The sequence below is a fragment of the Phyllobacterium sp. A18/5-2 genome (assembly GCF_025452215.1).
In the GTDB taxonomy this organism is placed as follows: domain Bacteria; phylum Pseudomonadota; class Alphaproteobacteria; order Rhizobiales; family Rhizobiaceae; genus Phyllobacterium; species Phyllobacterium sophorae.
The window spans coordinates 2,655,609-2,680,676 of the sequence record NZ_CP104966.1 but is presented as its reverse complement, the minus strand read 5'-3'; the positions used below and the strand labels follow the sequence as shown (position 1 = coordinate 2,680,676).

Sequence of the window (25,068 nt, the reverse complement as noted above, 5' to 3'; positions counted from 1 at the left end):
GACTGGAGGTCAGAAATGAACATCAAGAGCCTTCTACTCGGCTCCGCTGCAGCCCTCGTTGCAGTAACCGGCGCACGCGCTGCAGACGCAGTCGTTGTCGCCGAACCAGAACCCGTCGAATACGTCAAAGTTTGCGACGCATATGGCGCGGGATTTTACTACATTCCCGGAACAGAGACCTGCCTTAAAGTCAGCGGCTATGTCCGTTTTGATGTGAAAGCTGGCACAGATCCTTACACCGGGATCGATTATGGCACATTCAAAGTCCGCAGCCGCGCCTCGCTTCGTTTCGATGCCCGTTCGGAAACTGAGCTTGGTACACTGCGTTCCTATGCAGAGGCCCGTATTCAGTTTACGGATGGCGAGAACGCGACGAGCCTGCCCAATGCCTTCATTGAACTCGGCGGCTTCCGCGTCGGTGTCACTGACTCGCAGTTTGTGTCGTGGACAGGTTATGTCGGTGACATTATCCACGATGACGTGATCAGCTACGGTCCATTTGAGACCAACCAGATCAACTATACATTCACTGGCGGCAATGGCTTCTCGGCTCTGATCGGTGTTGAACAAGGTACAGGCGATTTCGTTATCGACGACTACATGCCGCACATCGTTGCCGGTGCGAAGTTCGAGCAGGGTTGGGGCAGCGTTTCGGCCGTTGGCGGTTATGATGCAGTTACCGAGGAGTGGGCTGGCAAGGTTCGTTTGGACGTTAAAGCGACCGATGCCATCTCCCTGTTCGTTTTGGGTGGTTATAAGTCCGAGGATAGTTACTATGGTAACTGGTTCGGCGACTGGGCTGTCTGGGGCGGCGGTTCCTTCAAGGCCTCGGAAACGGCAACAATCAACGCTCAAGCCGCCTATGAAGACGACGGCACGATCGCTGCTGCTTTGAACGTTGCTTACGAACTTGTCCCCGGCTTCACCATAACGCCCGAAATCGCCTACACCGCATTCAGTGGTGAGCGTGGCGACGACGACGCTTTTGGCGGCATCGTGCGCTTCCAGCGGAACTTCTGATCCTCTGATCTGACACTTCTGCCAACGCCGGATTTTCCCGGCGTTGGCTTTTCCCAAAATTCATTTTGAACAATCAATTTTCAGCGTTCGCACAGACGGCGCACAGATATTTAGGCGGAGAAAGGATTTCCAACCGGTCGCGGACCGAGGAGACGGTGAGATGTTTGGACAACAACCCATGCGGTTGGACGTTGGTGGAGCCATCACTGGTTTTATCAAACGGAAGCCTATTAGCCTAAAGAGGCATAGCTCCGTGGATTGCGCTTTCCGGAAAGACGGGTACAACTCGTCACATATTTATCCGGTGCATATTTTATTGATTAGAGCGCAATCATCATGACGATTTCATCGCTGGGCATGGCCCCTCCTCCGCCGGAATCGGCGTTTCCCGTGCGGTTCCAGTACGATCTCAACTATGCATCGGCAGATAACGGGATCAAACGACTGGTCAAGGAACACTCGCTCCGCGATTTGACCACGCAGTATATCAGCATTCTCTGGGACGAAGGCTCGCACAAGACCAATGTTCGGTCCTTTCTTGGAGAAATCAGCGAGATATTGAGCGGCGAGCGTTTCAGCGTCTTCACGCAGGAAATGCTTGATTCTGTGATCGGCACGTTACGCGAACGCGGTAACAGCAATGCGACCATCAATCGAAAGATGGCTGCGCTGAGCAAGCTGCTGCGGAAGGCGTGCAAGATGGGCGACATCTACAATTTGCCGGAGTTCCGCCGCCAGAAGGAGCGGCAGGGACGCATACGGTTTCTAGAGGCGGAAGAAGAACAGCGGCTGTTCTCGGCCATTCGTACGCGGTGTGACGACAGCTACCGGTTGAGCGTGTTTCTCGTCGACACGGGTTGCCGGCTTGGCGAAGCGATCGGCCTTTCCTGGAACGACCTTCAGGACTCCAGGTCGACCTTCTGGCTGACAAAATCCGGCCGCAGCCGCACCGTCCCGCTGACGGCGCGGGCGCGCGAGGTCATCCATATCCCGCATGCGAGACTGAAGGGTCCGTTTTCCATGCATAACCAGGTGCGTTTTCGCGCGATCTGGAACGATGCGAAGGCGGAAGTGGGTCTGGGCTCCGACGATCAGGTGGTTCCGCATATCCTGCGCCATACTTGCGCGTCACGGCTCGTGCGGGGCGGCATCGATATCCGGCGCGTGCAGATATGGCTTGGCCATCAAACGCTGTCGATGACAATGCGCTATGCGCATCTTGCCACAAACGACCTCGACTCCTGCGTTGCCGTTCTTGAACGGCATTAAGCTGCGTTCGCCGTGAAGGGCGAGGCGCTGCGAGCAGCCTGCGGCACCGCGCAGCCGGTCACGAGCACAAGGGCATGCGAAAAGTGAACCGGGTCTCGCTGGGATCGGAAACAACGTCCAGCGTTCCGCCATGCATACTGGCTATCTCCGAAGCGATATAGAGGCCGAGGCCCAATCCCTGCTGGCCCGGGCGCGCTTCCCGCCGGAAAAATGGCAGAAACAGCTGGCCGATCGTTTCCGGCGGTATCGGTTCACCGGCGTTGGATACCGACAACTCGAAGACATCCGCTCTGGTTTTGGCACGCACACGGATTGGCCCTTCACCCGAGCCGTGCATGAGCGCATTGCCCAAAAGGTTGGACAGGAGCTGGCCGATCCGCACCCGATCGCATTTGACCGGATCTTCGAAATCGAAATGGGTCTCCACGGTTTGATCGGGCCGAACGGAAGTCAGTTCATCGATGACCTGTATCAATGTCGGCTTCAGGGGTTCGCGATCATTGATATCCGGCACAACGCCGCCGCCAAGGCGCGCACGCGCCAAATCAAGGACATTGTCGATCAGACCGGACATGCGCACGGCACTGCCGCGGATGAGTTTGACGATGTTGCTCGCCTTTTCGTCCAATGGAGTGCGCAGCAGCATTCTCGCGCCGGAATCGATCGACGCCACCGGGTTGCGCAGATCATGACCGAGCACGGCAACAAATTGTTCGCGGAACTCGGAGATCTTGCGCTCATCCAGCAGCGCCGCCTCGGTCCTGGCCAGGCGTTCATTTGCATCGAGGTGAAAAGCAATCAATTCGGCGAAAAGTTTGAACATGCCGATGGTTTCAGGATTTTTGAGGCGCGCCGGCCGGGGATCGATCGCACAGAGCGTGCCGAAAAATGTGCCATCCGGGAGGATTATCGGCATGGAAATGTAGCTTTGAAAGCCATAAATCGCCGGAGTCCGATGCGTTGAATAGACCAGATCTTTCGATACCTCATCGATGATGACCGCCTGGCCGCTATTGCGGATTTCATCGCAAATGGTGGTCTTGACTTCAAGTTCACCGCCTGGCGCAAGGCCAAACTCGATATTGTCGAGCACCTGGCAGACAATCCACCGATCCTCCGTCACCCTGGCCACTGCGGCAAAGCCCATGCCGGTGATCCGGCACACGACATCGAGGATTGCCGGTACAGCATCGATCCGGCCGATCGCATCAATGTCGGCTTGAAAATCATGGGGCATGGAGGTTTCCGGTATTGCAGTCCGGCCACTATAGAGCCTTCAGCGAAATGCGCCATATCATGCGTCGTCCGGACGCATTGGCGATCGTGCGATGTCCCGTGTCCTTTGCGCGGGCTTTTGGAACCGGCACAAAAATCCGCCCCTTTCTGATGCGACCAGACAGGACCGCATTACAGACGCGATATTGAAGCCTGGTCGACGCGTCTTCTGTCGCGCTCCGATTGGGGATTGGAGGCCAAAGATGGTGCAATGGTTGGACATACTCCGCGAGAAGAACGACCTGGCGGAGCAATTGAGCGAAAAGATGCCACGCTTTTTCGCCTACCCGGCCCTGAGCCTCGACCACGCCATGCGGCTGCATATCCTGCTGGAGAAGCACGCCGATGACATGGAAAAACTCGTCGAGCAGATCGGCGAAGTGGACCTGCCCGATGCAATCTACGAAGCGGCCTCGGCACTCGACGCGATATTTTCCGGCCTGGCTGCAATGGCAGCAAGCAAGGTGGCCGAACTTCAGAAGAAACAGCCTGGCGTCGAATTCCCGCCAGACCCGGCCCCGGTCAACGGTTGAATCGCCCTTTCGCATCCGACGAGGAACTCAAGAACGCATCTCGCGTTATCGCAACGCTGGTCTAACACCCAGCAAGGTCTGGTGCGGCTTTACCAAACACCCCAAGGTTGCGCCAGACCTTACACGCCGTGGACAATGTTCAACCGCCAAACTTGCAGCGCCTCGCAATCTGACTGGCCAAGAACCTGGAAGCGCGGCGCCACGATCTCGTCCGTGTCATCGCGAAAGCTGACCAATTCACCGCAGACGGCGCGCTTGTCATCGACATCAAGCACCGAATACTCGATCCAGTTGATGAGCGTGCTGGTTTTCTTGACGATACCGATAAAGACAAAGCGGGCACCGGCGTCGCGCGCCTGATCAGCCAATACCTCATAGCCTGGATCATGCGCCGTACATTGGGCCTGCTCGCACGGAAGTTGAACGACTTTCAGGTTTTCATTGCCGGAAAGCTGTTCGCGCAGATAATCCGCAAGTGCTTTCAAGCGTTTAGCGTGGGCTGCGGTCATATCCCTCGTTTCGCCGGATGTATCGAGGAAATCACGGTTGGCAACCGCGACAGAAATTTTCGCGGCGGCAGGTGCGGGACTTTTTGCATCGCCATAGGCGGGTGGCGCAACCATGGAAGCGGCAAGCGCCGCGGCTGCAAACGAGGTTCGCAGGTTCATCTCCATCATCCTTTTTTGCAGCGCCCAGACTGGCTAAACCCTTGGCGGTGCGAAATGTTCCTGAATTCTGCGGGGGGCCGGACGATTGCGGAATCGCTAAAATTGTAATGAATATTACTAAGTTGTGATACTGCGGACACCCGGTGCACACTGATCGCCCTGGTCCATACCCAGGAGGAGGCTTGGTCATTGCAGTTCCCCACTGTTGCCAAGCCTCCCTTTTTTAGCCAGCCGCAGCATTTGCGCGGCAAGTGAGCCGTGACCCACCGCAGTTTTGACTCATGCTGGGTGCCAGGGTCTCGCCAGCTCCTGACGCCATGCACTTGACATCCAGGCTTCATATTGCAGTGATAGGGACGGCTCAAACGCGAGAGGCCCGTTCATGCATGAAGACGAAGAAGACGAAATCTATCTGCATTATACCACCCCAATGTGGTGTCATTTACTCGTCTTCGGCTTCGCGGTCTCCATAGCGGTCTTGATCTGCCGCCTCTTCGCGGCGTGATTTACCCCACGTACTCCATGGATCCCGATGGGGCCGTCAATCAGTAGCCATCGACTTCGATCACGGCGTCGGCAAAGGCCTGTGGCGCTTCCTGCGGCAGATTGTGGCCAATGCCGCCCTCAATGATCCGGTGCGCATATTTGCCCGAGAATTTTTTGGCATAGGCGCTGGCGTCCGGGTGTGGCGCACCATTGGCGTCACTTTCAAGGGTGATGGTTGGCACAGTGATGACAGGGCCCGCGGCAAGCCGCTTTTCCAGATCGTCATATTTCGCCTCGCCATCTGCAAGGCTCAGCCGCCAGCGATAATTATGAATCACGATGGCGACGTGATCCGGGTTGTCGAGGGAAGCCGCAGTGCGATCGAACGTGGCATCGTCAAAGTCCCATTTCGGCGAAGCGATCTGCCAGATGAGCTTGGCAAAATCGTTCCGGTTTGCCTCGTAGCCAGCCCTGCCCCGTTCCGTGGCAAAATAATATTGGTACCACCATTGCAGCTCGGCCTTTGGCGGCAGCGGCATCTTGTTGGCTTCACGGCTGCCGATCAGATAACCGCTCACGGAGACCATGGCCTTGCAGCGTTCTGGCCAGAGCGCCGCGATGATATTGGCGGTCCGCGCTCCCCAATCAAACCCGGCAAGAACTGCCTTTTCGATCTTGAGCGCATCCATCAGGGCGACGATATCGACCGCGAGCACCGACTGCTGGCCATTGCGTAACGTGCCGCTTGAAAGGAAGCGCGTCGTACCATGGCCGCGCAGATGCGGCACGATTACCCTGTAACCGGCCGATGCCAGCAGCGGGGCGACATCGACGAAGCTGTGAATATCGTAGGGCCAGCCGTGCAGGAGAATGACCGCTGGACCGTCGGCAGGACCGGCTTCCGCGTATCCGATATTCAGGACGCCGGCATCGATCTGCTTGAGCGCGGCGAACGACGTGTTCGTACCCGGTTTGATTGCTTTCGCGGGGTCAATCTTGCCTGACTGGGCGCTTGCAGGACCTGTGGTCATGCCAAGCTGGACAGCAGCAACAGACATGGCGGCGATGCCGAAGAAGCGGCGGCGATAATGGTTGATCTCTTCAAACATGCGTCTCTCTCCGTTGGATGGATCTTTTGGGGGGTGGCTATCCGGACGGGAGGACGCCCGGATAGCCGGCGGTCCAAGAATCAGACCGGCGGAAGTCTCAACCGGTCCAGCCTAGATCAAGTTGGGGGACGCGCCGGACCGCCCGCCCGTGGTGTGGGTTTTGCCGGTGTACAGGACTTTTTCGACTTGGGTCATGACGGGGATCCTTTGAGCGAATGGTGGGTGCTGGAGCGCAATGACTGGAGCCAGTCACTGGTCGCATAGAGCGCATGATACGTATCCAGAATGTGTCCGGATCCGACCGGAAATGAAACGAACTGTGTCGAGGCGCCGGGGCGGTACATTGTGATACAAAGAGCGGAATCACGTAGCAAAAACGACCAGATCTGAATTCCTTCATGCCGTCGCCCCGATTGAGACGATCCGGCGCCGCAGAAAATTGCGGGTGGCTGATCGAGCGCATGCCTTGCTGAAAGGCGGCTGTCGACGGCGACTTGGCGCGAGACCAATTATCTCGCTTGTAACTGTAACTTACTTGCTATTTCGCGCCATCATGGGAGGATTAACATTATCTTCACTTGCAGACACGCCGGCCACAGAGCAAATGTGCAATGCGGATCGCAGGGGAAGGACGCGTAACAGCGCACCCGAACAGCCAAAGGTTCGTCTGAGCTCATCCGTTTCTTTGAAAATGGAGGACAGCATGACATCGAACAGCAGCAAATTTTCATTTGTGGCAGCATTTTTGGCCGTAGCCGCCCTCACGAGTGGAGAGAAGGCTTTCGCCCAGATGGCGGGCGAGATCCCGCCGATCCTCGTGACACCCGATAAGGTCGAGTCCTCCATCGGCACGCTGGAGTTCAAGGACGGTGCTCCCAGCGCGGAGACTGTCAAGAAAGTTCGTGACACGCTGGATTTCACCCGCGCCCTCGATGTGTTCCTCAACAGTTACGGGGGTGCGTCCGCTTATGCGATCCGCAAAGGTCTTCTCGGTATCGGCGCGGAAGACAATACGGTCACCATCTACCCCGAACTGATGGATGCGAAGTCGCTGTACCTCACGGCCAACGCCGACACGGTCTATTATTTCAGCATCGTGGACCTGACCAAGGGACCGATGGTGGTCGAACAACCGGCGAAGGGACTTGGCACGATCAACGACATGTGGTTCCAGTGGGTCGTCGATGTCGGTTTTCCCGGTCCAGATCGCGGCCAGGGTGGAAAATACCTGCTCTTGCCACCAGGCTATGACGGCCCGATCCGGACGGCGGTTTTTACGTTTCACGGGCGAATACGACGCGCGTCATCTATGCTGCGCGGGCTTTTCTCGAAGGCAATGATCCGAAGCCGGCCGTTGAGAACATCAAGAAAAACATCAAGATTTATCCCTACACGCCAGGAGGCGTAGGCACGAGCATCGCGACAGCGCTTGATGGCAAGGTCAAACTTGAGGCCACCCCACAGATTCCCGAAACCAAGTTCGTGGAAGCCAGCGGGAAATCGTACAACACGATCCCGCCAAGCGATTACTCATTCTTCGAGATGATCAACGCCAACGTTCAGGACGAGCCAGCCGATTCCTATAATCCGGAGCTCGCTGGGCAATTGGCGGCAATTGGCATCGTGAAGGGTAAGGACTTCAACCCGGACGATCGAATGAAGAAGATACTCACCGATGCGGCTGCGGTTGGAAATGCCGCTGGACGAGTGCTCAATTGGGATTCAAGCAACATCCCCGGCTGGGCCTACTATCCCGATTCAAGCTGGGCGAACATGCTTTGGCAAGGTGGTGCCAATTTCGAGACCCCGCCACCGATGGTTACCAAGGAAGGGCTATTTGATCCGCTGCCGCCAACGGGCGCGCGGACTCTCGACTCCAAGACAGCGTTTTATTACGCTTACACCCTCGACTCCCCGGGCATGATCATGCGGCTACCCAGGGTCGGTTCGCAGTATCTGATGGGCTTCGTAGATGCGAACAAGAAACCCTATGACGGCGGAAAGACCTACAAGGTGACCTTACCCCCGAACATCCCGGCCGAAGCATTCTGGTCATTCACGCTCTACGACAATCAATCGCGGTCGATGCTCGACACTCCGCAACGCTATCCGCGCGCGGGCAGTCAGCCGTATCCGTCTCCCGCTGCGGAGGCTGCTGCAGATGGCTCTACCACCATCTACTTCAGCCCGACCCAGCCAAAGGACGTAAAGCGCGGCAACTGGATACAGACCGTGCCTGACAAAGGGTGGTTCATGCTCCTGCGCCTGTATGGTCCTCTTGAATCGTTCTTCACGAAGGAATGGCGGCCGAGTGAGGTCGAACTCGTTCCTTGATTTTGACATTGATGCAACGATAGCGGCGGGGCGAGCGCCTTCGAGTTTCGACAGCATTCCTCTTGCATGATTGCGTTCATCCAAAGGTAAACACAAACGCTTCAACGCCCGGGTCGAGAAAGCGAACTTCGAACGTCCGTTCCCTCACGTCTCCCGCTTGACGGACCAACTGATACAGCCGCGTTCCGGTTACGGTGCCATTGCCCTCCGCGTCGATGTCCATGCCGTGACTCGCGCCCGGCGCTTTGCCGTCCACCCTCACCTGGAACCGGACCGGCTTGGCAGCAGTGCCTTGCCCGAGCACCAGATGCAGATCGCGGGCACTGAACCTGTAGGTGATGCCGCCGCCCGCCTGATTGAGCGTCGCCTGTTCTGCTCCGACGGTCCAGTTGCCAGCAAGACCCCACTCGTTGAGTCCCGGTTCGGCTATCGTGTACTCCCGGGCGGCATCACCGGCCAGACCTTCGGGCGACCCGAAGTTCGACGCCCGGCTGTATCCGATATAGGTTTCCGCGGACCGGAGGTTGCTCAGATCGGGCGCAGACTGCGCACCGCTGGCTTCGGGCGTTACGATTTCCTTCCCGGCCTTCTGACTTCCAGCTTCGGCCAACAGGTCGCGGATCACCTGTTCGGACGCATCGTACTCGCCTTCTCCGAAATGGTGGTAACGGACCTGACCTTTGGCATCGATGATATACTGGGCCGGCCAATAGCTGTTCTGAAATGCCCGCCAGATCCTGAAATCATTGTCGACGGCAACAGGATATCCAATCTGAAATTCGCCGATGGCCCGTTTGACGTTGTCGATCTTTTTTTCAAAGGCGAATTCCGGCGAATGCACGCCGATTACGACAAGACCCTGATCCTTGTACTTTTCCGCCCATGCCCGGATATACGGGACCGTACGAATGCAATTGATGCAGGAATAGGTCCAGAAGTCGACCAGCACGACCTTGCCCCGAAGCTGTTCGTTCGTCAGCGGCGATGAATTCAGCCATTCGACTGCTCCGTCGAGCGACGGAAACTGACCTTCTACCGGCAAATTGCTCCGGAAACCCTGACGCGTGGTGCTTGCCGCCATCATGCCGTTGCTCGCGGCTGCGGCACCAGCATTGCCCGTATTGGCGGCATCAATCAGCGCCTGCTCGATCTTGCCCGTGCTGGAGCTGGAAAGCCGGGCAAGAAGACCCGTGTCCGCGCCCAGACCGACGGCAACGACGCCAGCAATGACCGCAGCGCCGAGACCGCGCCGGACCCATTCTCCCGCACCGAGCGACTGTTTCATGACCGAGAAAACCCGCCCGCCAATCAGGAGAGCCAACGCCAGCGATGTCGCAGCGCCCGCAGAATAAGCCAGAAGCAGTAGTGTCGTCCCGACGTTCGCGCCCTGAAGAGCGGCGCCCGTCAGCACCAGACCGAGGATCGGTCCGGCGCAGGGGGCCCAGAGAAGACCGGTTGCGACGCCGAGCAAAAGCGCGCTTGCGAAGGTCGGGGCGGACGATTGCCCATTTGCATTCAAAATCCTGTTCCCGAAGGCAACGACCGGCCGCGTGAGTATGGTGGCCACGCTCGGCGAAAGCAGTGTCACACCGAATATCGCGAGCAACGCAATCGCGGCGTAGCGGCCATATTCATTGGCGTGAACCGCCCAGCTGCCGCCGACGGCAGCGAGGGTGGCGACGCCGGCGAATGTGATCGCCATGCCTGCCAGCATCGGCAGCGTGCTTTTGACGAAGGGCTGTCCCGTCCGTGCAAAGACAAAGGGAAGCACTGGCAGGATGCATGGGCTGAGTATGGTCAGCACGCCTGCGAGATAGGTTATGAACAGAAGGGTCATTGTCGATTCCTCTACCGTGTATGACACTGCGCTGAAGACCAGCCATTGCCCGGATCAAGCGGTATGGACGTATCCCGGGTGTGTCCTGATTGGCGGAAAATGTAACGAAGTGTGGAGGAAGGGCATTCCCGTACAAAGCGATACGAACGAACCGGCACGGAGCGTTCACACGCTTGTGCCGAGCGCTCGCCGGCCAAATTCCCTACGAGTACTGTGCCCGGCCGAGATGCGGGCGGGCACGGTGATGGTTTTCACGCTTTATTTGGAAAGGGTCTGCGCCGCTTCGACGATCAGTTTCACCACATCGTCTGGCCTGGAGGCATAGACGGCATGGCTCGCTTTCACTTCGGAGACCGTACTGCCAGCGCGCTTGGCCATGTCACGCTCCAGATCGGGATTGATCGATCTGTCTTCGGTTGCAACCAGTGCCCAGCTTGGCTTGGTTTTCCATGCCGGCGCGCCAGCTTCGGTCGTGAAGGCCTTCCGGGATGCGAAGACCTGCGATCGCGCCAGGAACTCGGCATCAGCCTTTGGCAAGTCTGCGGCGAAAAGCTCCGGAAACGCCTCGGGATTGAGGTAGAAGAATCCATCCTTGGTCGCCTGAAGGCTGTCCTTTCGCATATTGGGGACCGGTTTGCCTTGGGCGAGTTTCACAAGGCTTTCGCCCTGGTCAGGCTGAAATGCGGCGATATAGACGAGGCCGGCCACGTTTTTGGCGTTTCCGGCATCCGTGATCACCATACCGCCATAGCTGTGGCCGACGAGAACGCTTGGACCATCCTGAATCTCCAGGATACGCCTGGTGGCCGAAACATCGTCTTCCAGCGAGGTCAACGGCTGTTGAACCACCGACACCTTATAACCCTGTCTTGTCAGGCTATCGGAAACTGCACGCCATCCTGATCCATCGGCGAATGCGCCATGGACGATGACCACGTTTTTGATATCGGCAGCCGAAGCGGCCGACAGGGGATTGAAAGCAAGCGCGAGACCTACAATTGCGAGCGAAAAAGAGCGTTTCATCATGAAGGGTTCCTTCCACATTCATGCCGCCTCAACGATCAGGGCGACAAACATTGGATGCTGGTCATTCACACGCTTTTCCAATAGAGTGAAGGACGCACGAGGCCCCTGCGACGACAATTTTGTCGTCCAATGTATCGGACAGGGATGCTGATACACTGGCTTACAATTTTCTTGAATCTGCGTCTCGACCGGCCATGGGAACATGCTGCTAATGCTGTGCCATGGCCCAGACTGAAAGTGTAATCTCCATGGATCATGTCGATCACGTCCTGATCGTTGATGACGATCGCGAAATACGCGAGCTGGTTTCGAACTATCTGAAGAAGAACGGTCTGCGGGTTACCGTCGCTGCCGACGGCCGGCATATGCGGACGTTTCTGGAGGCCGACCTCGGTCGATCTGATCGTTCTGGACGTGATGATGCCGGGCGACGACGGACTTGTCCTGTGCCGCGAATTGCGGGCCGGCAAGCACAAGGCGACACCGATCCTGATGCTGACGGCACGAAGCGACGAAACCGATCGTATCGTCGGCCTGGAGATGGGAGCCGACGATTATCTGGCAAAGCCCTTCGCGGCGCGAGAGCTGCTTGCGCGGATCAAGGCCGTACTGCGCCGCACGCGAATGCTTCCTCCCAACCTCCAGATCTCCGAAGTCGGGCAGCTCCTGAAATTCGGGGACTGGCAGCTCGATACCTCCGGCCGGCATCTGCTCGACAAACAGGGAACAATCGTTGCCCTCAGCGGCGCCGAATACCGCCTGCTGCGCGTCTTCGTCGATCACCCGCAACGCGTACTGAACCGGGACCAGCTTCTGAACCTCACCCAGGGACGCGACGCGGACCTGTTTGACCGTTCAATCGATCTCCTGGTCAGCCGCCTGCGCCAGCGCCTGCGCGATGACGCGCGCGAACCGGCCTATATCAAGACGGTCCGCAGCGAAGGCTACGTTTTCTCGATGGCCGTGGAGATCGCGGAGGTCCGTTCATGACCGCGGTTTCCGGCCGGCAGCTGTTCCGCCCCTGGCCGCGGACGCTGGGGTCAAGACTGTTCCTGATCTTCCTTTCAGGCCTCATCGTCGCCTATGGGCTTTCCTTCAGCGTCCTGTTTTCCGAGCGCTATGTCATGGTCGAGGCAATGCTGCTCGGCAATCTCGAAAAGGATGTGACAACGGCTGTCGCCCTCCTGGACCGCCTTCCGGCGGATGAGCGGGCAGATTGGGTGGGCCAACTCGACCGCAGAACCTATCGATACACGCTCGGCCCCGGCCTGCCTGGCGTTTCCGGCGTGGCGGGTTTGGGCGCCGAGATGGCCGACACGATACGCAAGGCGGTCGGTGACCGTTTCCCCGTAACGGTCCAGTCGATACCAGGTGCCGGCCAGCGTCTGCAGGCCCACCTGACGTTGAGCGATGGCGCGCCCCTGACGATCGATATCTACCCCACGACGATGCCTTTGGCGAAGTGGCTGCCTTATGTCCTCATGGCGCAGCTCATCCTGCTCATTCTCTGCAGCTGGTTTGCGGTTCGGCTGGCCATCCGCCCGCTTGTGAACCTCGCCAACGCTGCCGATGCTCTCGATCCGAACAAGAACGCACCGCGACTCAGCGAAAGCGGGCCGCGCGAGGTCGCCTATGCGGCAATCGCATTCAATGCGATGCGCGACCGGATCGCCCAGTATCTCCAGGAAAGGGTACAGATACTGGCTGCGATTTCTCATGACCTTCAGACTCCGATCACCCGCATGAAGCTGCGTGCCGAATTCGCCGAAGAATCCGTCGAAAAGCAAAAACTCCTGCAGGACCTGACCGAAATAGAGCGGCTGGTTCATGAGGGGGTGGCCTATGCGCGCAGCGCCTACGGCAACACCGAGAAACCCTCCCGGATCGACGTCGACTCGTTCGTGGAAAGCCTCGTCTACGACTACCAGGACACTGGAAAAGCGGTTACGCTGAGCGGGAAGATCGAAGCCACCGTGGTCACCCGCCCTTATGCCCTGCGCCGCATTCTCACAAACCTGATCGACAACGCCCTCAAGTTCGGTGAAGCGGCTGAAGTCTGCGCCGGAAGAGATGCCAGCGGCGCGATTACCATCAGGGTGCTTGACCGCGGTCCGGGTATCCCCGCGGAACAACTCGATGCCGTGCTTCAGCCGTTCTTCCGACTGGAACAGTCCCGGAACCGGGGAACGGGCGGCACGGGGCTCGGCCTGGCAATCGCTCAGCAACTGTCCCATGCAATCGGAGCGACGCTTGAACTCAGCAACCGTGAAGATGGCGGGTTGGCGGCGCAAATAACCATGGCCTGAAGACTTTCAGCAAGCCGCCGGAGCCTATCGGGACAGGCGATCGGCGGGAACCCGTGAGGAAACAATCGGTCAGGTCAAAGTGAGCCTTGGACGTCATCTCAGGCGGGTGCCGGTAACGGAACAGGAGCGACGGGCAGAGTGCGTTTCTTCAGAAACGGCACCTCGACGAACAGGTAGGAGATTGTCGCGAGAACTATCGTTGCACCCAGTGTGAAAGCCAGTCTGGTTACACCTTGAAGCTCAAGTCTATCAGCGACGCCGACCAAAATGGGGAAATGCCATAGGTACATTCCGTAGGAAATCTGACCCAACCATACCAGCGGTCGAGAGCTCAGCAGCGCGTGCGACATCTGGCCATCGCTGATATTTGCAGCGCCGGCTACCAATACCGCGGACGCGAGGGCAATGGCCGTGAAGCCCCAAATCTCTACCCAACGGCCGTATGAACCGAACAAGGTGAAAACCATGGCGGCAAATAGCGCCAGCCAGACCAGGAATGGAGCCCACTTCATCTTGCTCGCGGGTACGAAAGCGAGGCAGCAGCCTACCAGTATGGTGTCCACCCGTGTGTCAAATCCGTTGTAAATCCTCTCGCCAGACGTTTCATTCCAGATCAAGGCCAGTCGCCAACTGATCGTGAACAGCACTAGCAAAGCGATGCACCACGGAGTGACCCGTCGCCCGGCGAGGAATAGCAGCGCACCGAGAAGTAGTGGCCATATCAAATAGAACTGCTGTTCTACGGCCAGCGACCACGTATGCGGCATGTAGCCGAAACTGCCAATCTCAAATGCCCTTGCCCAATTCATAACATATATTGCCGTGATTGCAGCAGCGACAAGATGGTCGTTGGTATTGGCAATAAAAAACGCGGCTACGACATAACAAGACAATAATAATAAAAGCGCGGGAGCGAGCCTTAACGCCCGCCGCCAATAAAATTTGCCAATGCTAATTCTGTTTGTCTTGTCCCACTCTACCAGCATGTTCGACGTGATGAGGTATCCACTTAAAACAAAGAAGATATCAACACCTATGAACCCGCCAGGGAACTCGTTTGCAATAGTGTGAAATGCAATTACCAAAACAACGGCAACAGCCCTCAGGCCATCCAAGGCCGGTTTATATTTCATTTATGTATTGTTCCCCACGCTGTTTGGCTTTGGCACAGCGTTTGCGATTCTGGAAGGTAAATCTGCGTCAATATTAATGAATGAAAAAAAAACTAAACCATTCCTAACGTCTTGGGTGGCTTAGGCTAGTTCACGGTCATGCTGGGTTGATAATTGCCTCGGGCTTGTGAGCAAGTCAAGATGATCTTCGCACCGGTTTCCGTTTGCCCCATCTCGGTCCGAGCTTGCCCGTAGCCGGTGGCCGTGGCGCGGTGTCGACATAGACCCCGGCTTCCCTTGGCTTCAGCTGCCGGGCATCCTCCCTCCTAACACTGCAACACTATCGCACGTCCAAAAAGAGAAACCTCCAGGCCATTACCTTTTCTGTTTCCCTCTTATGGGTGAGAAGACGCACATGGAGAGGAGATCCTCAGCCAATGTAGTCTCGAAACCGCCGATGCAAGCGGTCCCGACGATGTATTATCAAGCCGCTTCAGTCAGGCGTTGATCCCACCACTCCCGAACGGGCTAAAGTCATCGGGCTTCTCTCAGGACCCCGTTTGGGGGTTTCTTGCTATTCTTTCGCCCGTTTGGGGGTTTCTTGCTCCATCGCCATGGGCTCCTTGCCTGGTACAGGCATTTCGCCTTGAGTTTTCTGAGTGCTTGAACCGCCTGCTTAATTCCAGCGATCGCCTTCACTTGCTCCCAAGCTAACGCTCGTGCCGCGAAACATACCATTCGTCAAAAAGCATTTCGCCGGTTCAATGAGGGCCTGCGCTTCATTCGGCTCAACCTCGACGATGAGCCCAGTATCTTTCTTATATGCGCGCCCAAGTTGCCGATTTGCCGAACCGCATCTATCGCTTCCATGGGTTCAGCCTCTACGCCCGATATGAGCGAGCGAGAACCACATGCCTCGCCCCCTACAAACCGAGGGTTATGCAAAAGTTATGATGAAACCTAAAAACCGCTCTAACCAGTTGTTTTTATTAGCGGTATGGCGGAGAAGAAGGGATTCGAACCCTCGAGAGCCTTTTGAGCCCTACTCCCTTAGCAGGGGAGCGCCTTCGACCACTCGGCCACCTCTCCGAGGACGCTGACTAAAGATGAAACCCCTTGTTTGCAAGGCTTTTGTTCGGTTTCCCATAAAAAATGCGATATACCGGCGACGGCAAGTCCAAACTGAATATGTGTGCCCGCATTACCAGTCACAACACAGCCGAATGCTTGCTTTACCATCGTCAGAACAACGCTCAAAATTCCCAGGCGCTGTTCCAAACCAGTATCTTGGCCTCTTTTGCAGCAGCAACGAATGCCGTTCTTGCATCGTCGACGCTCCCCTTTCCTTCGATGGCATTGAGGCATGCCTTTCGCGCAGCGGATAGGTTCTTTCCCTTTTGTCTGGGCCACAGCCTGAAGAGAACATGGGCCGCTTCGGTCACGGAACTTATGTTGCGAAGCTCGCTCGACTTATCCAGTTCTATCGTCACGGCTAGAAAATCCAGATCATTCATCTTCACGGAACGCAAGGGACGGGCACTTGTTCCGAAGGAAAAATCCGTGCAACCCCTTCTAAATACTTCGATTTATGCGACCCTTCGAAGCGACCGGCTTCTGATGGACACAGCGGATATTCACGATTCCCATTGCAGCCGTTTCGCGTATGATTCCGGTACCCCCCATTCGCTTTTTCTCCTTTCAGGAATATTGCGGGCAAGCAAGAATTGGCATCACTTGATAGTCATTTCGTTCGGGCGCAAATGGAATATTTGGCAATAGGGGAAGGTTCCAGCGCCAATGCATTCGGGATTCGCTACCGCGTTCAAGATGAGAATCAGCCCCTGCCCCTCGACACCAGAACTTGCGTTAACTAGCGTACCCGAAGCGTATGGGGGATATGATGCGATTTTCAACTCCAGGAATTGTGCTGGTAGCGGCGGCCCTGACTGCGTGCACGACGGCGGGCAGCAGAAGCGGCAGCGAAGGCCAGGTCATTTCTGATGCCAAAACCCTGGTGACCGTTTCCTATCAATGCCAGGATGCGCTCGGGCGGGAGCCGCATTATTCCGCCATCGAAAGCAGTGAAACCATCCTCAAGGCGCTTGGCAAGACAGCTGATGATGCGGACCGGACCGTGCGCGGCTGGTTGAAGGATGTAATTGCCGGACCCAAGCAGCCCACCGATTTCGACGCCAAGACTTGCAAGGACAGGTTGCTGACGCTGGCCGAGAAGGTGCGCGCTGGTTACGAGGCAGTGAAAGCGCCCGGCTAGATGCGAGCAAGTTTTGTCCACAGCTTCACATCTGTAAATGGCAGTTGCAAATCTTGAATGGAACTGGCGGAACTGGCGCCCTATTTGACCGTTATCGGGTCCACCAAAACCCATCACGGAGAACGCAGAATGACAACGCCAACGGTTCCGCAGGATGTCTATCAGCGCCACGAAAGAGAATGGCAGGTATTGCGCGAGGCAATTGCCAAACAACAGAATTCAGCAACGACCGGCAAGAAAACCGACAGCGCAAACGATCGCCCTCAATGGGACTTCAACCACAAGCATCAGTGATCACCTGAACGCAGCTCCGCCGCTGTAGCGTTGAGGCCCGCAAGGGCGAAGCGCTGGAAATGCTCGACAATCGCATCCTGCGCGCCGGGCTCCGCCGGGTTGAGGCCCGGCAGAACCTGCGTGAATATCTGTTTGTTGCCGACGACCAGCATGGCGAAGGGCGAGATGATGCTCAAGGCGCAGCGGGTGACAATTGGATCATCATGCGAGAGCCCGAGAATTTGCCCGACAATACGCGTTATGACCAGTTTCTTGGGCAGGATCTCCTGCTTGATCAAAACGGCGAACGCCGGGGATGGCGAGAGGATCTCCCGGCCAAGGACCCCCAGCGCCCATGACGTGGTGGCCGGGCCGGTAATCGTGCGCGCAATCAGGCCGATGAGCGTCTTCAGCTTTTCCCGTGGGTCTCCCGGCCCTTCTGCAAGGGCCACAAGTCTGTCGTAGGTCAGCAGGCGGCGATGCGCCTCGACCAGCACTTCGGTATAAAGCCCTTCAATCCCGCCATAATAGTAGTTGACCGCAGCAGAGTTGCTGCCTGCCCGCTCGGCGATCTCCTTGCCGGTGGCGCGATCGAATCCTTTTTCAGCGAATATCTCGCCAGCCGCCTCGAGAATCTGGGCCTTCGTCGTGGCGCCGTCTTCGCGGCGGCCGGGGAGCTTGCGTGGAGTTTTCCGTGCCATACGAATCATATTACACGAAACCGGTGGTGTTTGAAAGTTAAAATTGAAATTCTAATTTGACATATGATGGCTCTTTGTTTATGGTGGTTGTCATGAACAAGCCACTTCGAATAATCCTTCCCATTCTTGTCCTCGCCGGGATTGGCGGTGGCGCGTGGTGGTATTTGCACCGGCCGCCGGCCAATGACGCGCTGGCACTTTACGGCAATGTCGATTTCAGACAGGCGTCCCTGGCGTTCAATGGTTCCGAACGCATCGCAGGTGTTCTGGTTGAGGAAGGCGACATCGTTAAAAAAGGCCAGGTTCTGGCTCGCCTCGATATCAGCCGCCTTGCACCGCAGGTCCGGCAAGCCGACGCGACCGTCGCCGCGCAACGTGCCATGGTGATGAAGTTGCGCAACGGCAGCCGCCCCGAGGAAATAGCCCAGGCGCGGGCCAATCTCGCCTCCGCCAAGGCCGACGCCGCCAATGCCAACGTACAGTTTGAACGGCGTGCTGCACTGACGGCCACCAATACGATCAGCAAGCAGGATCTTGACACAGCGAAAGCTGCGGCCGGAGTAGCCGATGCCAAGGTGGAAGTGGCGCAAAGCGCGCTCGACCTTGCCATCGCGGGTCCGCGCGCCGAAGAATTGCTGCAGGCCGAGGCGCAACTGCGCGCCAATGAGGCGCAACTGGCGCTGATACGGCAGGAACTGGACGATGCCGAGCTCGTCGCACCGTTCGACGCGGTCATCCGCTCGCGGCTGATGGAACCGGGTGAAATGGCAGCACCGACGAAGCCGGTCTTTTCACTGGCAACGATCGGTACGAAGTGGGTTCGTGCATATGTCTCGGAAACCAATCTCGGGCACGTCCGTTCCGGCATGCGCGCCAACGTGACGACCGACAGTTTTCCGGATCGTCCGCTCGACGGCTGGATCGGTTTCATCTCGCCGGTGGCGGAGTTTACGCCAAAGACTGTCGAGACAACGGATCTGCGTACCAGCCTTGTCTATGAAGTTCGGGTATTCGTTGAAGACCCGGACGACATGCTGCGGCTCGGCATGCCCGCATCGGTAATGCTGCTGCCTGACGAGGCGCCCAAGGCCCAGCCCCAGAATGCGGATGCCAAGGCAAAGTCATGACCGGCGCCGCGCCACCCTCCCCCGTCACGGCGCGGACCATCCACAAGAGTTTCCGCCGCGAAACGGGCGAAATCGTCAAGGCGCTGGAAGGTGTTTCGTTCGAGGCACGGCAAGGCACGCTGACCGCACTGGTGGGACCTGACGGCGCGGGCAAGACGACCCTCCTGCGCCTGATCGCCGGGTTGATGGTCGCGACAAGTGGTGAGCTGGAAGTGCTTGGCATCGACGTCGCCGCCGACCCGCAAACCATACAGAACCGCATCGGCTACATGCCGCAAAAATTCGGCCTCTATGAGGATTTGAGCGTTCAGCAGAACCTCGATCTTTATGCGGACCTGCATGGCATCACCGGGGAGCAGCGCCGGGAGATCTATCCGCGTCTGATGGAAATGACCGATCTTGGACGCTTTACCGAGCGGCTCGCCGGCAAGCTTTCCGGCGGCATGAAGCAAAAGCTCGGCCTTGCGTGCACGCTGGTCCGCGCGCCGGAACTGCTGTTGCTGGACGAACCGACCGTGGGTGTCGACCCGCTGTCGCGGCGCGAGCTTTGGGAGATCGTCACCAAGCTCGTGCACGAAGATGGCCTGACCGTTGTCGTCAGCACCTCCTATCTCGATGAGGCGGAACTTTGCGACCACGCCGTGGTCATGCATCTTGGCAAGGTTCTGGCGCAGGGCAAACCTGACGAGATCACCGCGAAAGCAAAGGACAATGTGTTCATCGTCACACCCGAAAAAGGCATGACGGCCCGGTCGTTGCAGGCGCGGCTATTCCGGCAGGAGGGCATTGCCGATGCCGTACCGGAAGCCGGCAAAGTGCGCGTGGTGAAGAAGCCGGACCATCGCGGCGAAATCAGGATCGACGATCGCCCGGTCAAGCTGGAACCGGCTGCGGCGCGATTTGAAGATGGTTTCATGGTGCTGTTCAGCGCCGTCGCGAGCAAGAGCCAGTCCAGTGAGGTGACACTGGATAGGTCGAAGCCGGGCAACGGCGACGGGATTTCGGTGGAAGTCCACGATCTCGTTCGCACTTTCGGCGACTTCACCGCCGTCAATCATGTCAGTTTTCAGGTCAGGCGCGGTGAGATCTACGGTCTCCTCGGGCCCAACGGTGCCGGGAAAAGCACGACGTTCCGCATGCTGTGCGGGCTGATGCCCGCGACCAGTGGAACTTTGCGCGTGGCGGGTGCGGATCTGCGCACCTCGCGGGCGGAAGCGCGACAGAAGCTTGGCTATGTCGCGCAGAAGTTTTCGCTTTACGGCGATCTTTCGGTCGATGAGAACCTCGACTTCTTCGCCAGCGCCTATGGACTGCGCGGCGCGAAAAACGCGAGCGAATCGCCTGGTCAAAGGACCAGTTCGAACTCGGCGAACTCGCAACATTGCCAAGCGGACAGCTGCCGGGAGGTTTCAAGCAGCGCCTCGCCATGGCTGCCGCACTGCTGCACGAGCCGGACATTCTCTTTCTCGACGAGGCGACCAGCGGCGCCGACCCGCTGGCGCGGCGGGAGTTCTGGGGGCGAATTACCGCGCTCTCCGAACAGGGCGTTACGGTGATCGTCACCACGCATTTCATGGAAGAGGCGGAATATTGCGACCGCATCATCATTCTCGATGCCGGTCGCAATCTCGCGGAAGGCACGCCCGCCGAAATCCGTGCCCATGCCGAGCCGAAGAATGGCGAAGAGCCGAACATGGAAGATGCCTTCATCGCCATCGTCGAGGAATCGCGCAAGGAGACGAGGAAGGCGGCATGACAGCTTCATCCTCCCGGCCCGGTCAGGGCAGTTTTCGCCGCATCATGGCGCTGGTGCGCAAGGAATCATGGCAGGTGGTGCGCGACCCGAGCAGCATTGCCGTCGGCATCGTCATGCCAATGATCCTGCTGGTGCTGTTCGGCTATGGCCTCTCGTTCGACCTGAAAAATCTTCCCGTGGCCCTGGTGATGGAAGAATCATCGGCCGAGGCACGCGGCGCGGTTTCCGGCTTCGAACTCTCCGATTATTTCGAGACGCATCAGGTCAAGACGATGGCGGAAGCGGAACGGCTGCTCATGGACAAGACCGTCAACGGCATTGTGCGCATCCCTTCGCAATTTGCCCGCGACGTGCAGGCCGGCACCGCGGAAATCCAGGTTGTCGTCAATGGCAGCGATGCCAACACCGCGCGCATCGCCCTCGGCTATGCACAAGGTGCGGTGGGGACCTGGGTGGCGCGGCAGGCGGCCCAGGGCGAGATACTGAACGCCGGGGCATCGATCGATTTGCAGATGAGGCTGTGGTTCAACGAAGCCAATGACAGCACGTATTTTCTGGTGCCGGGGCTGATCGTCCTCGTCATGACGCTGATCGGCGCGCTGCTGACAGCGCTGGTGATGGCACGCGAATGGGAGCGGGGCACTTTCGAGGCGCTGTTCGTCACCCCTGCGCGGCCCGGCGAAATCCTGCTTGGCAAGACCGTGCCCTATTTTGTCCTCGGCATGCTGGGACTGGCATTGTCGGTCATCGGCAGTCAGGTGCTGTTCGGCGTGCCGCTGCGCGGTTCGCTGTGGATACTGGTGGTCGTGTCGATGCTCTATCTGCTGGTGGCGCTGGGGATAGGCCTGCTGATTTCCTCGGTGACCAAGAGCCAGTTCGTTGCCAGCCAGATCACGCTCGTCGTCACCTTCCTGCCCGCAATGATGCTGTCGGGCTTCATGTTCGATATCAGAAGCATGCCGCTGGCGATCCAGATTATCACCCATATATTTCCGGCACGCTATTTCGTCAGCGTCCTGCAGACGCTGTTCCTTGCCGGCGATATCTGGCCGGTGATCCTGCCTAACGCGGCCGTGCTTGCCGTCATGGCAACGGTGTTGATGACAGCCTCTGTTTTTGCAACGCGCAAGAAGTTGGATCAATGAGCGCGCCAACGGAATCTTTGCGCCGGAGGCAGCCATGAAAGAATCCTTTTTCCGGATAATCGCGCTGATACGCAAGGAATTGCTGGCGATGTTCAAGGACCCGAAGAGCCGCGTCGTGCTGGTCCTGCCGCCAATCCTGCAATGCCTGATCTTTGGCTATGCGGCAAGCTATGACCTTAACAACGTCCCCTATGCGGTCCTCGACCATGACCACAGCGCGGCCTCGATTGAGCTTGCCGCCAAGCTCGACGGTTCTGGCACGTTCAGCCGGGTAGCGACAGCTGCAGCGGACATCGGACATCGCACAGTTCATAAATGAAGCGCGGGTCTTGCTTGTGGTGGTCATAGACCAGGATTTCGAGAAGCGGCTGATGGCCGGAATGCCCGCCAAGTTGCAGATCATCGCCGACGGCCGCAATTCCAATACGGCCGGCACCGCGCAGAGCTATGTCAACACCATCGCCGCCGACTTCACCACAAGGTGGCGCGCCGAGAACGGCCCAGAGGCGAATAGCGGCGTCAAGGTGACGACGCGCGCCTGGTATAATCCAAGCCTCGAGACGCGCTGGTACATGATCCCCTCGCTGATCGGCACGATCACCATGATGATGACATTGATGCTGACCGCCATGTCGGTTGCACGCGAACGGGAGGCAGGGACGTTCGACCAGCTGCTGGTGACGCCGTTCCGGCCTTCGGAGATCATGGTCGGAAAGGCCTTGCCCTCCATGCTGGTCGGGCTCAGCCAGTCGACGACAATCCTGCTGGTGGCGCAGCTGTGGTTCCAGATCCCCTTTACCGGCTCCTATTTCATCCTCTATCTCGGGCTGGTGCTGTTCCTGTCGGCGGCGGTCGGCATCGGCCTGTTCATCTCGTCGCTGGCGGCCAATATGCAGCAGGCAATGATCTATTCATTCGTGTTGCTGATGCCGTTCATGCTTTTGTCGGGCCTGACAGCGCCAATCGGCAACATGCCGGATATCCTGCAGTATTTCACGCTGATCAATCCGCTGCGCTACGCCATCAGCATCACGCATCAGGTCTATCTGGAGGATGCCGGGATAAGCCAGCTTCTGCCGGAAATGCTGGCGCTGGTCGCAATTGCCGCCATCACCCTGCCCTTCTCGGCCTGGCTGTTCCGCAACAGGTTGACTTAATTCGGCCTGATGGTCCCGAACGTTCACTGCGTTCCGGCCCTCAAAAATCAAACCAGCTGCCGCCACGGGGCTGAATTGGTGGTTTGGTTATTTCAGTCGGGATTTCCCGCTGGCCGGAGAGCGAAGCAGTGCCTTTGCGTCCCCGATTGTCGCGGCATAGGCAACGTGGGGCGGGCGCACGCCATGGGCACGCAGCATGCGCCTGACAGTTGGAGAAGCGCCAGTGATAAGGAACCGGACGCCGGCCCGTTCGGCCTTGCGCGCCGAAGCTTCAATAACGTTGGCAGCCGTGGAATCGAGCAAAGGCACCGCCGAGCAGTCGAGAATGAAATTGCGCCGCTGATCGGCAATGCGATCAAGGATGGTGCCGACAGTGGAGGCCGCACCGAAAAAGAAAGCACCGGTCAACCGGTAGACAACCGTGTCCGGATCTGTCCCGGTCCGGTTGTTGTAGTCGGTGTGGTCTCCATTGGTCGCATCGGCCACGTCATCGACGGCAAAGGGTTCATGCGCCTCCAGCGCGACGCTCTTGGCCATGCGATCGATGAACAGGATAGCACCAAGTGCAAAGCCAACCACGATACCCTCGGTAAGGTCGCGGAAGACGACCAGTGCGAAGGTGACGAGAAGCACGACCGCATCACCGCGCGACGAACGGATGAGCGCGCGGAACGCTTCCTTCTCAACCATATTCCAGGAAACGACCGCAAGAACGCCAGCGAGTGCGGCGAGCGGGATAAAGCTGGCGAGCGGCGCCGCCACGAGCATGAAAACCAGCAGGAACGCCGAATGCAACATCCCCGAGATCGGGCTATAGGCGCCGGCACGAACGTTGGTTGCAGTCCGGGCGATGGTGCCGGTGACGCAAATGCCGCCGAAGAGCGCCGATCCCATGTTGGCAAAGCCCTGCGCAACCAGTTCACAATTCGAACGATGCCGCCTTCCAGTCATCCCATCCGCCACAACCGCCGACAAGAGCGACTCAATTGCTCCGAGCAGCGCGAAACCGACGGCATCGGGAAGCACCGCCAATGCAAGTTCCGGTGTAAACGCCGGCAGGGCGGGAACAGGCAAGGTGCGGGGTATACCGCCAAAGCGCGTGCCGAGCGTTTCAACTGGAAGGCCGAACAGGGCTGCTGCCAACGAGGCAAGGCACACCGCGATCAGCATGCCCGGCGACGATGGCCGCCAGAGCTTCAGCGCGATAATCGCGCCAATGGTCAGAAGCGAGATCGCAACGGCGGCGAGATTGATCGTACCTGCAGCCTCGCCCAGCGCGACAAGTTTGGGCCACAGGTCACCCGGCTCCTTACCTGCGAGATTGAGGCCGAACAGTTCTTTCAGCTGGCTGGCAAAGATGATCACCGCAATGCCGGCAGTGAAGCCCACGGTAACCGGATAGGGGATGAATTTGATGTAGGTCCCCAGTCTCAGATAGCCGGTAATAATCAGGAAGGTCCCGGACATCAGTGTCGCCAGGATCAAGCCATCGACGCCGTGGCGGTCCACGGTCGATGCGACTAGCACGATAAAGGCCCCCGCCGGACCGCCGATCTGGAAACGGCTTCCGCCAAGCGCCGATACGATGAACCCGCCAATGATGGCGGTAAAGAGCCCTTTGTCCGGTGTGACGCCAGACGCAATGGCAATCGCCATCGACAG

Annotated in this window: 21 protein-coding genes, 1 tRNA gene and 2 pseudogenes; 14 read left to right on the top strand and 10 right to left on the bottom strand. The window is 58.1% G+C overall.

From position 1 onward, the window contains the following. Window positions 1–15: 15 nt before the first annotated feature. Entirely contained in the window at window positions 16–1,020 is a 1,005-nt protein-coding gene (locus tag N8E89_RS13295) for a porin (RefSeq protein ID WP_106667306.1), read from the top strand. A gap of 357 nt (window positions 1,021–1,377) precedes the next feature. Beyond that, on the top strand, window positions 1,378–2,289 hold the full coding sequence (locus N8E89_RS13290) for a tyrosine-type recombinase/integrase (protein ID WP_112760549.1): 912 nt from the start codon (window positions 1,378–1,380) through the stop codon (window positions 2,287–2,289). Between the two features lie 58 nt (window positions 2,290–2,347). Here the strand turns inward: N8E89_RS13290 and N8E89_RS13285 are convergent, their stop codons facing one another. Next, the gene (locus tag N8E89_RS13285) at window positions 2,348–3,526 is read right to left on the bottom strand and encodes a GAF domain-containing sensor histidine kinase (protein ID WP_112760544.1); all 1,179 of its coding nucleotides are present in this window, start codon (window positions 3,524–3,526) and stop codon (window positions 2,348–2,350) included. A 241-nt stretch (window positions 3,527–3,767) separates the two neighbouring features. On the opposite strand from N8E89_RS13285, the gene N8E89_RS13280 reads away from it, so the two are divergent. Continuing rightward, entirely contained in the window at window positions 3,768–4,097 is a 330-nt protein-coding gene (locus tag N8E89_RS13280) for a hypothetical protein (protein ID WP_112760543.1), read from the top strand. Window positions 4,098–4,216: 119 nt separating this feature from the next. On the opposite strand, the gene N8E89_RS13275 is transcribed toward N8E89_RS13280, so the two are convergent. Both N8E89_RS13275 and N8E89_RS13270 read right to left on the bottom strand, forming a co-directional pair. Next, the gene (locus N8E89_RS13275; RefSeq protein WP_262260157.1) at window positions 4,217–4,765 is read right to left on the bottom strand and encodes a DUF2380 domain-containing protein; all 549 of its coding nucleotides are present in this window, start codon (window positions 4,763–4,765) and stop codon (window positions 4,217–4,219) included. 545 nt (window positions 4,766–5,310) lie between these two features. Further along, the gene (locus tag N8E89_RS13270; protein WP_112760541.1) at window positions 5,311–6,360 is read right to left on the bottom strand and encodes an alpha/beta fold hydrolase; all 1,050 of its coding nucleotides are present in this window, start codon (window positions 6,358–6,360) and stop codon (window positions 5,311–5,313) included. Window positions 6,361–7,150: 790 nt separating this feature from the next. On the opposite strand from N8E89_RS13270, the pseudogene N8E89_RS13265 reads away from it, so the two are divergent. Beyond that, a pseudogene (locus N8E89_RS13265) lies at window positions 7,151–8,694 on the top strand (DUF1254 domain-containing protein). Window positions 8,695–8,770: 76 nt separating this feature from the next. Here N8E89_RS13265 and N8E89_RS13260 read toward each other — a convergent pair. Beyond that, a complete protein-coding gene (locus N8E89_RS13260; RefSeq protein WP_112760539.1) occupies window positions 8,771–10,531 on the bottom strand; it encodes a cytochrome c biogenesis protein DipZ in 1,761 nt (586 codons plus the stop codon). A 258-nt stretch (window positions 10,532–10,789) separates the two neighbouring features. After that, entirely contained in the window at window positions 10,790–11,554 is a 765-nt protein-coding gene (locus tag N8E89_RS13255) for an alpha/beta hydrolase (RefSeq protein WP_112760548.1), read from the bottom strand. Window positions 11,555–11,805: 251 nt separating this feature from the next. Between N8E89_RS13255 and N8E89_RS13250 the strand changes: the two are divergent. Together N8E89_RS13250 and N8E89_RS13245 are read left to right on the top strand one after the other, a co-directional pair. Next, window positions 11,806–12,547, top strand: a pseudogene (locus tag N8E89_RS13250) (response regulator). After that, window positions 12,544–13,863 carry an ATP-binding protein gene (locus N8E89_RS13245; RefSeq protein WP_112760537.1) on the top strand — a complete coding sequence of 440 codons (1,320 nt, stop codon included), beginning with the start codon at window positions 12,544–12,546 and terminating at the stop codon, window positions 13,861–13,863. The pseudogene N8E89_RS13250 and the gene N8E89_RS13245 overlap by 4 nt, the downstream one beginning before the upstream one ends. 98 nt (window positions 13,864–13,961) lie before the next feature. On the opposite strand, the gene N8E89_RS13240 is transcribed toward N8E89_RS13245, so the two are convergent. From N8E89_RS13240 to N8E89_RS13230, 3 genes are all read right to left on the bottom strand, one after another. Next, complete coding sequence (locus N8E89_RS13240; RefSeq protein ID WP_262260156.1) at window positions 13,962–14,996, bottom strand: acyltransferase family protein; 1,035 nt, start codon at window positions 14,994–14,996, stop codon at window positions 13,962–13,964. Window positions 14,997–15,973: 977 nt separating this feature from the next. Then, window positions 15,974–16,064, bottom strand: a tRNA-Ser gene (locus N8E89_RS13235). A 164-nt stretch (window positions 16,065–16,228) separates the two neighbouring features. Next, on the bottom strand, window positions 16,229–16,489 hold the full coding sequence (locus tag N8E89_RS13230; protein WP_106667296.1) for a DUF982 domain-containing protein: 261 nt from the start codon (window positions 16,487–16,489) through the stop codon (window positions 16,229–16,231). Window positions 16,490–16,872: 383 nt separating this feature from the next. Here N8E89_RS13230 and N8E89_RS13225 point away from each other — a divergent pair, with 383 nt between their 5' ends. Both N8E89_RS13225 and N8E89_RS13220 read left to right on the top strand, forming a co-directional pair. Beyond that, window positions 16,873–17,247 carry a hypothetical protein gene (locus N8E89_RS13225; RefSeq protein ID WP_162707206.1) on the top strand — a complete coding sequence of 125 codons (375 nt, stop codon included), beginning with the start codon at window positions 16,873–16,875 and terminating at the stop codon, window positions 17,245–17,247. A 129-nt stretch (window positions 17,248–17,376) separates the two neighbouring features. Next, window positions 17,377–17,541, top strand: coding sequence for a hypothetical protein (locus N8E89_RS13220; RefSeq protein WP_162707205.1), 165 nt, complete (start codon window positions 17,377–17,379; stop codon window positions 17,539–17,541). Here the strand turns inward: N8E89_RS13220 and N8E89_RS13215 are convergent. Then, on the bottom strand, window positions 17,535–18,221 hold the full coding sequence (locus N8E89_RS13215) for a CerR family C-terminal domain-containing protein (RefSeq protein WP_162707204.1): 687 nt from the start codon (window positions 18,219–18,221) through the stop codon (window positions 17,535–17,537). The genes N8E89_RS13220 and N8E89_RS13215 overlap by 7 nt on opposite strands. Window positions 18,222–18,313: 92 nt before the next feature. Here N8E89_RS13215 and N8E89_RS13210 point away from each other — a divergent pair, with 92 nt between their 5' ends. From N8E89_RS13210 to N8E89_RS13180, 6 genes are read left to right on the top strand one after another with little or no spacing between them, the layout of a single operon-like run. Further along, entirely contained in the window at window positions 18,314–19,348 is a 1,035-nt protein-coding gene (locus tag N8E89_RS13210; protein WP_112760547.1) for an HlyD family secretion protein, read from the top strand. After that, complete coding sequence (locus N8E89_RS13205; RefSeq protein ID WP_410010309.1) at window positions 19,345–20,904, top strand: ATP-binding cassette domain-containing protein; 1,560 nt, start codon at window positions 19,345–19,347, stop codon at window positions 20,902–20,904. The genes N8E89_RS13210 and N8E89_RS13205 overlap by 4 nt, the downstream gene beginning before the upstream one ends. After that, window positions 20,901–21,104, top strand: coding sequence for a hypothetical protein (locus N8E89_RS13195; RefSeq protein ID WP_262261992.1), 204 nt, complete (start codon window positions 20,901–20,903; stop codon window positions 21,102–21,104). Before N8E89_RS13205 ends, N8E89_RS13195 begins: the two co-directional genes overlap by 4 nt. A 44-nt stretch (window positions 21,105–21,148) precedes the next feature. Then, the gene (locus tag N8E89_RS13190) at window positions 21,149–22,249 is read left to right on the top strand and encodes an ABC transporter permease (protein ID WP_262260152.1); all 1,101 of its coding nucleotides are present in this window, start codon (window positions 21,149–21,151) and stop codon (window positions 22,247–22,249) included. A gap of 34 nt (window positions 22,250–22,283) precedes the next feature. Then, window positions 22,284–22,568 (top strand): hypothetical protein, encoded by a 285-nt coding sequence (locus tag N8E89_RS13185; RefSeq protein ID WP_262260151.1) that lies wholly within the window; start codon window positions 22,284–22,286, stop codon window positions 22,566–22,568. Between the two features lie 16 nt (window positions 22,569–22,584). Then, window positions 22,585–23,406, top strand: coding sequence for an ABC transporter permease (locus N8E89_RS13180; RefSeq protein WP_262261898.1), 822 nt, complete (start codon window positions 22,585–22,587; stop codon window positions 23,404–23,406). Between the two features lie 87 nt (window positions 23,407–23,493). Here the strand turns inward: N8E89_RS13180 and N8E89_RS13175 are convergent, their stop codons facing one another. Beyond that, complete coding sequence (locus tag N8E89_RS13175; protein WP_410010308.1) at window positions 23,494–25,062, bottom strand: SulP family inorganic anion transporter; 1,569 nt, start codon at window positions 25,060–25,062, stop codon at window positions 23,494–23,496. Window positions 25,063–25,068 lie beyond the last annotated feature (6 nt).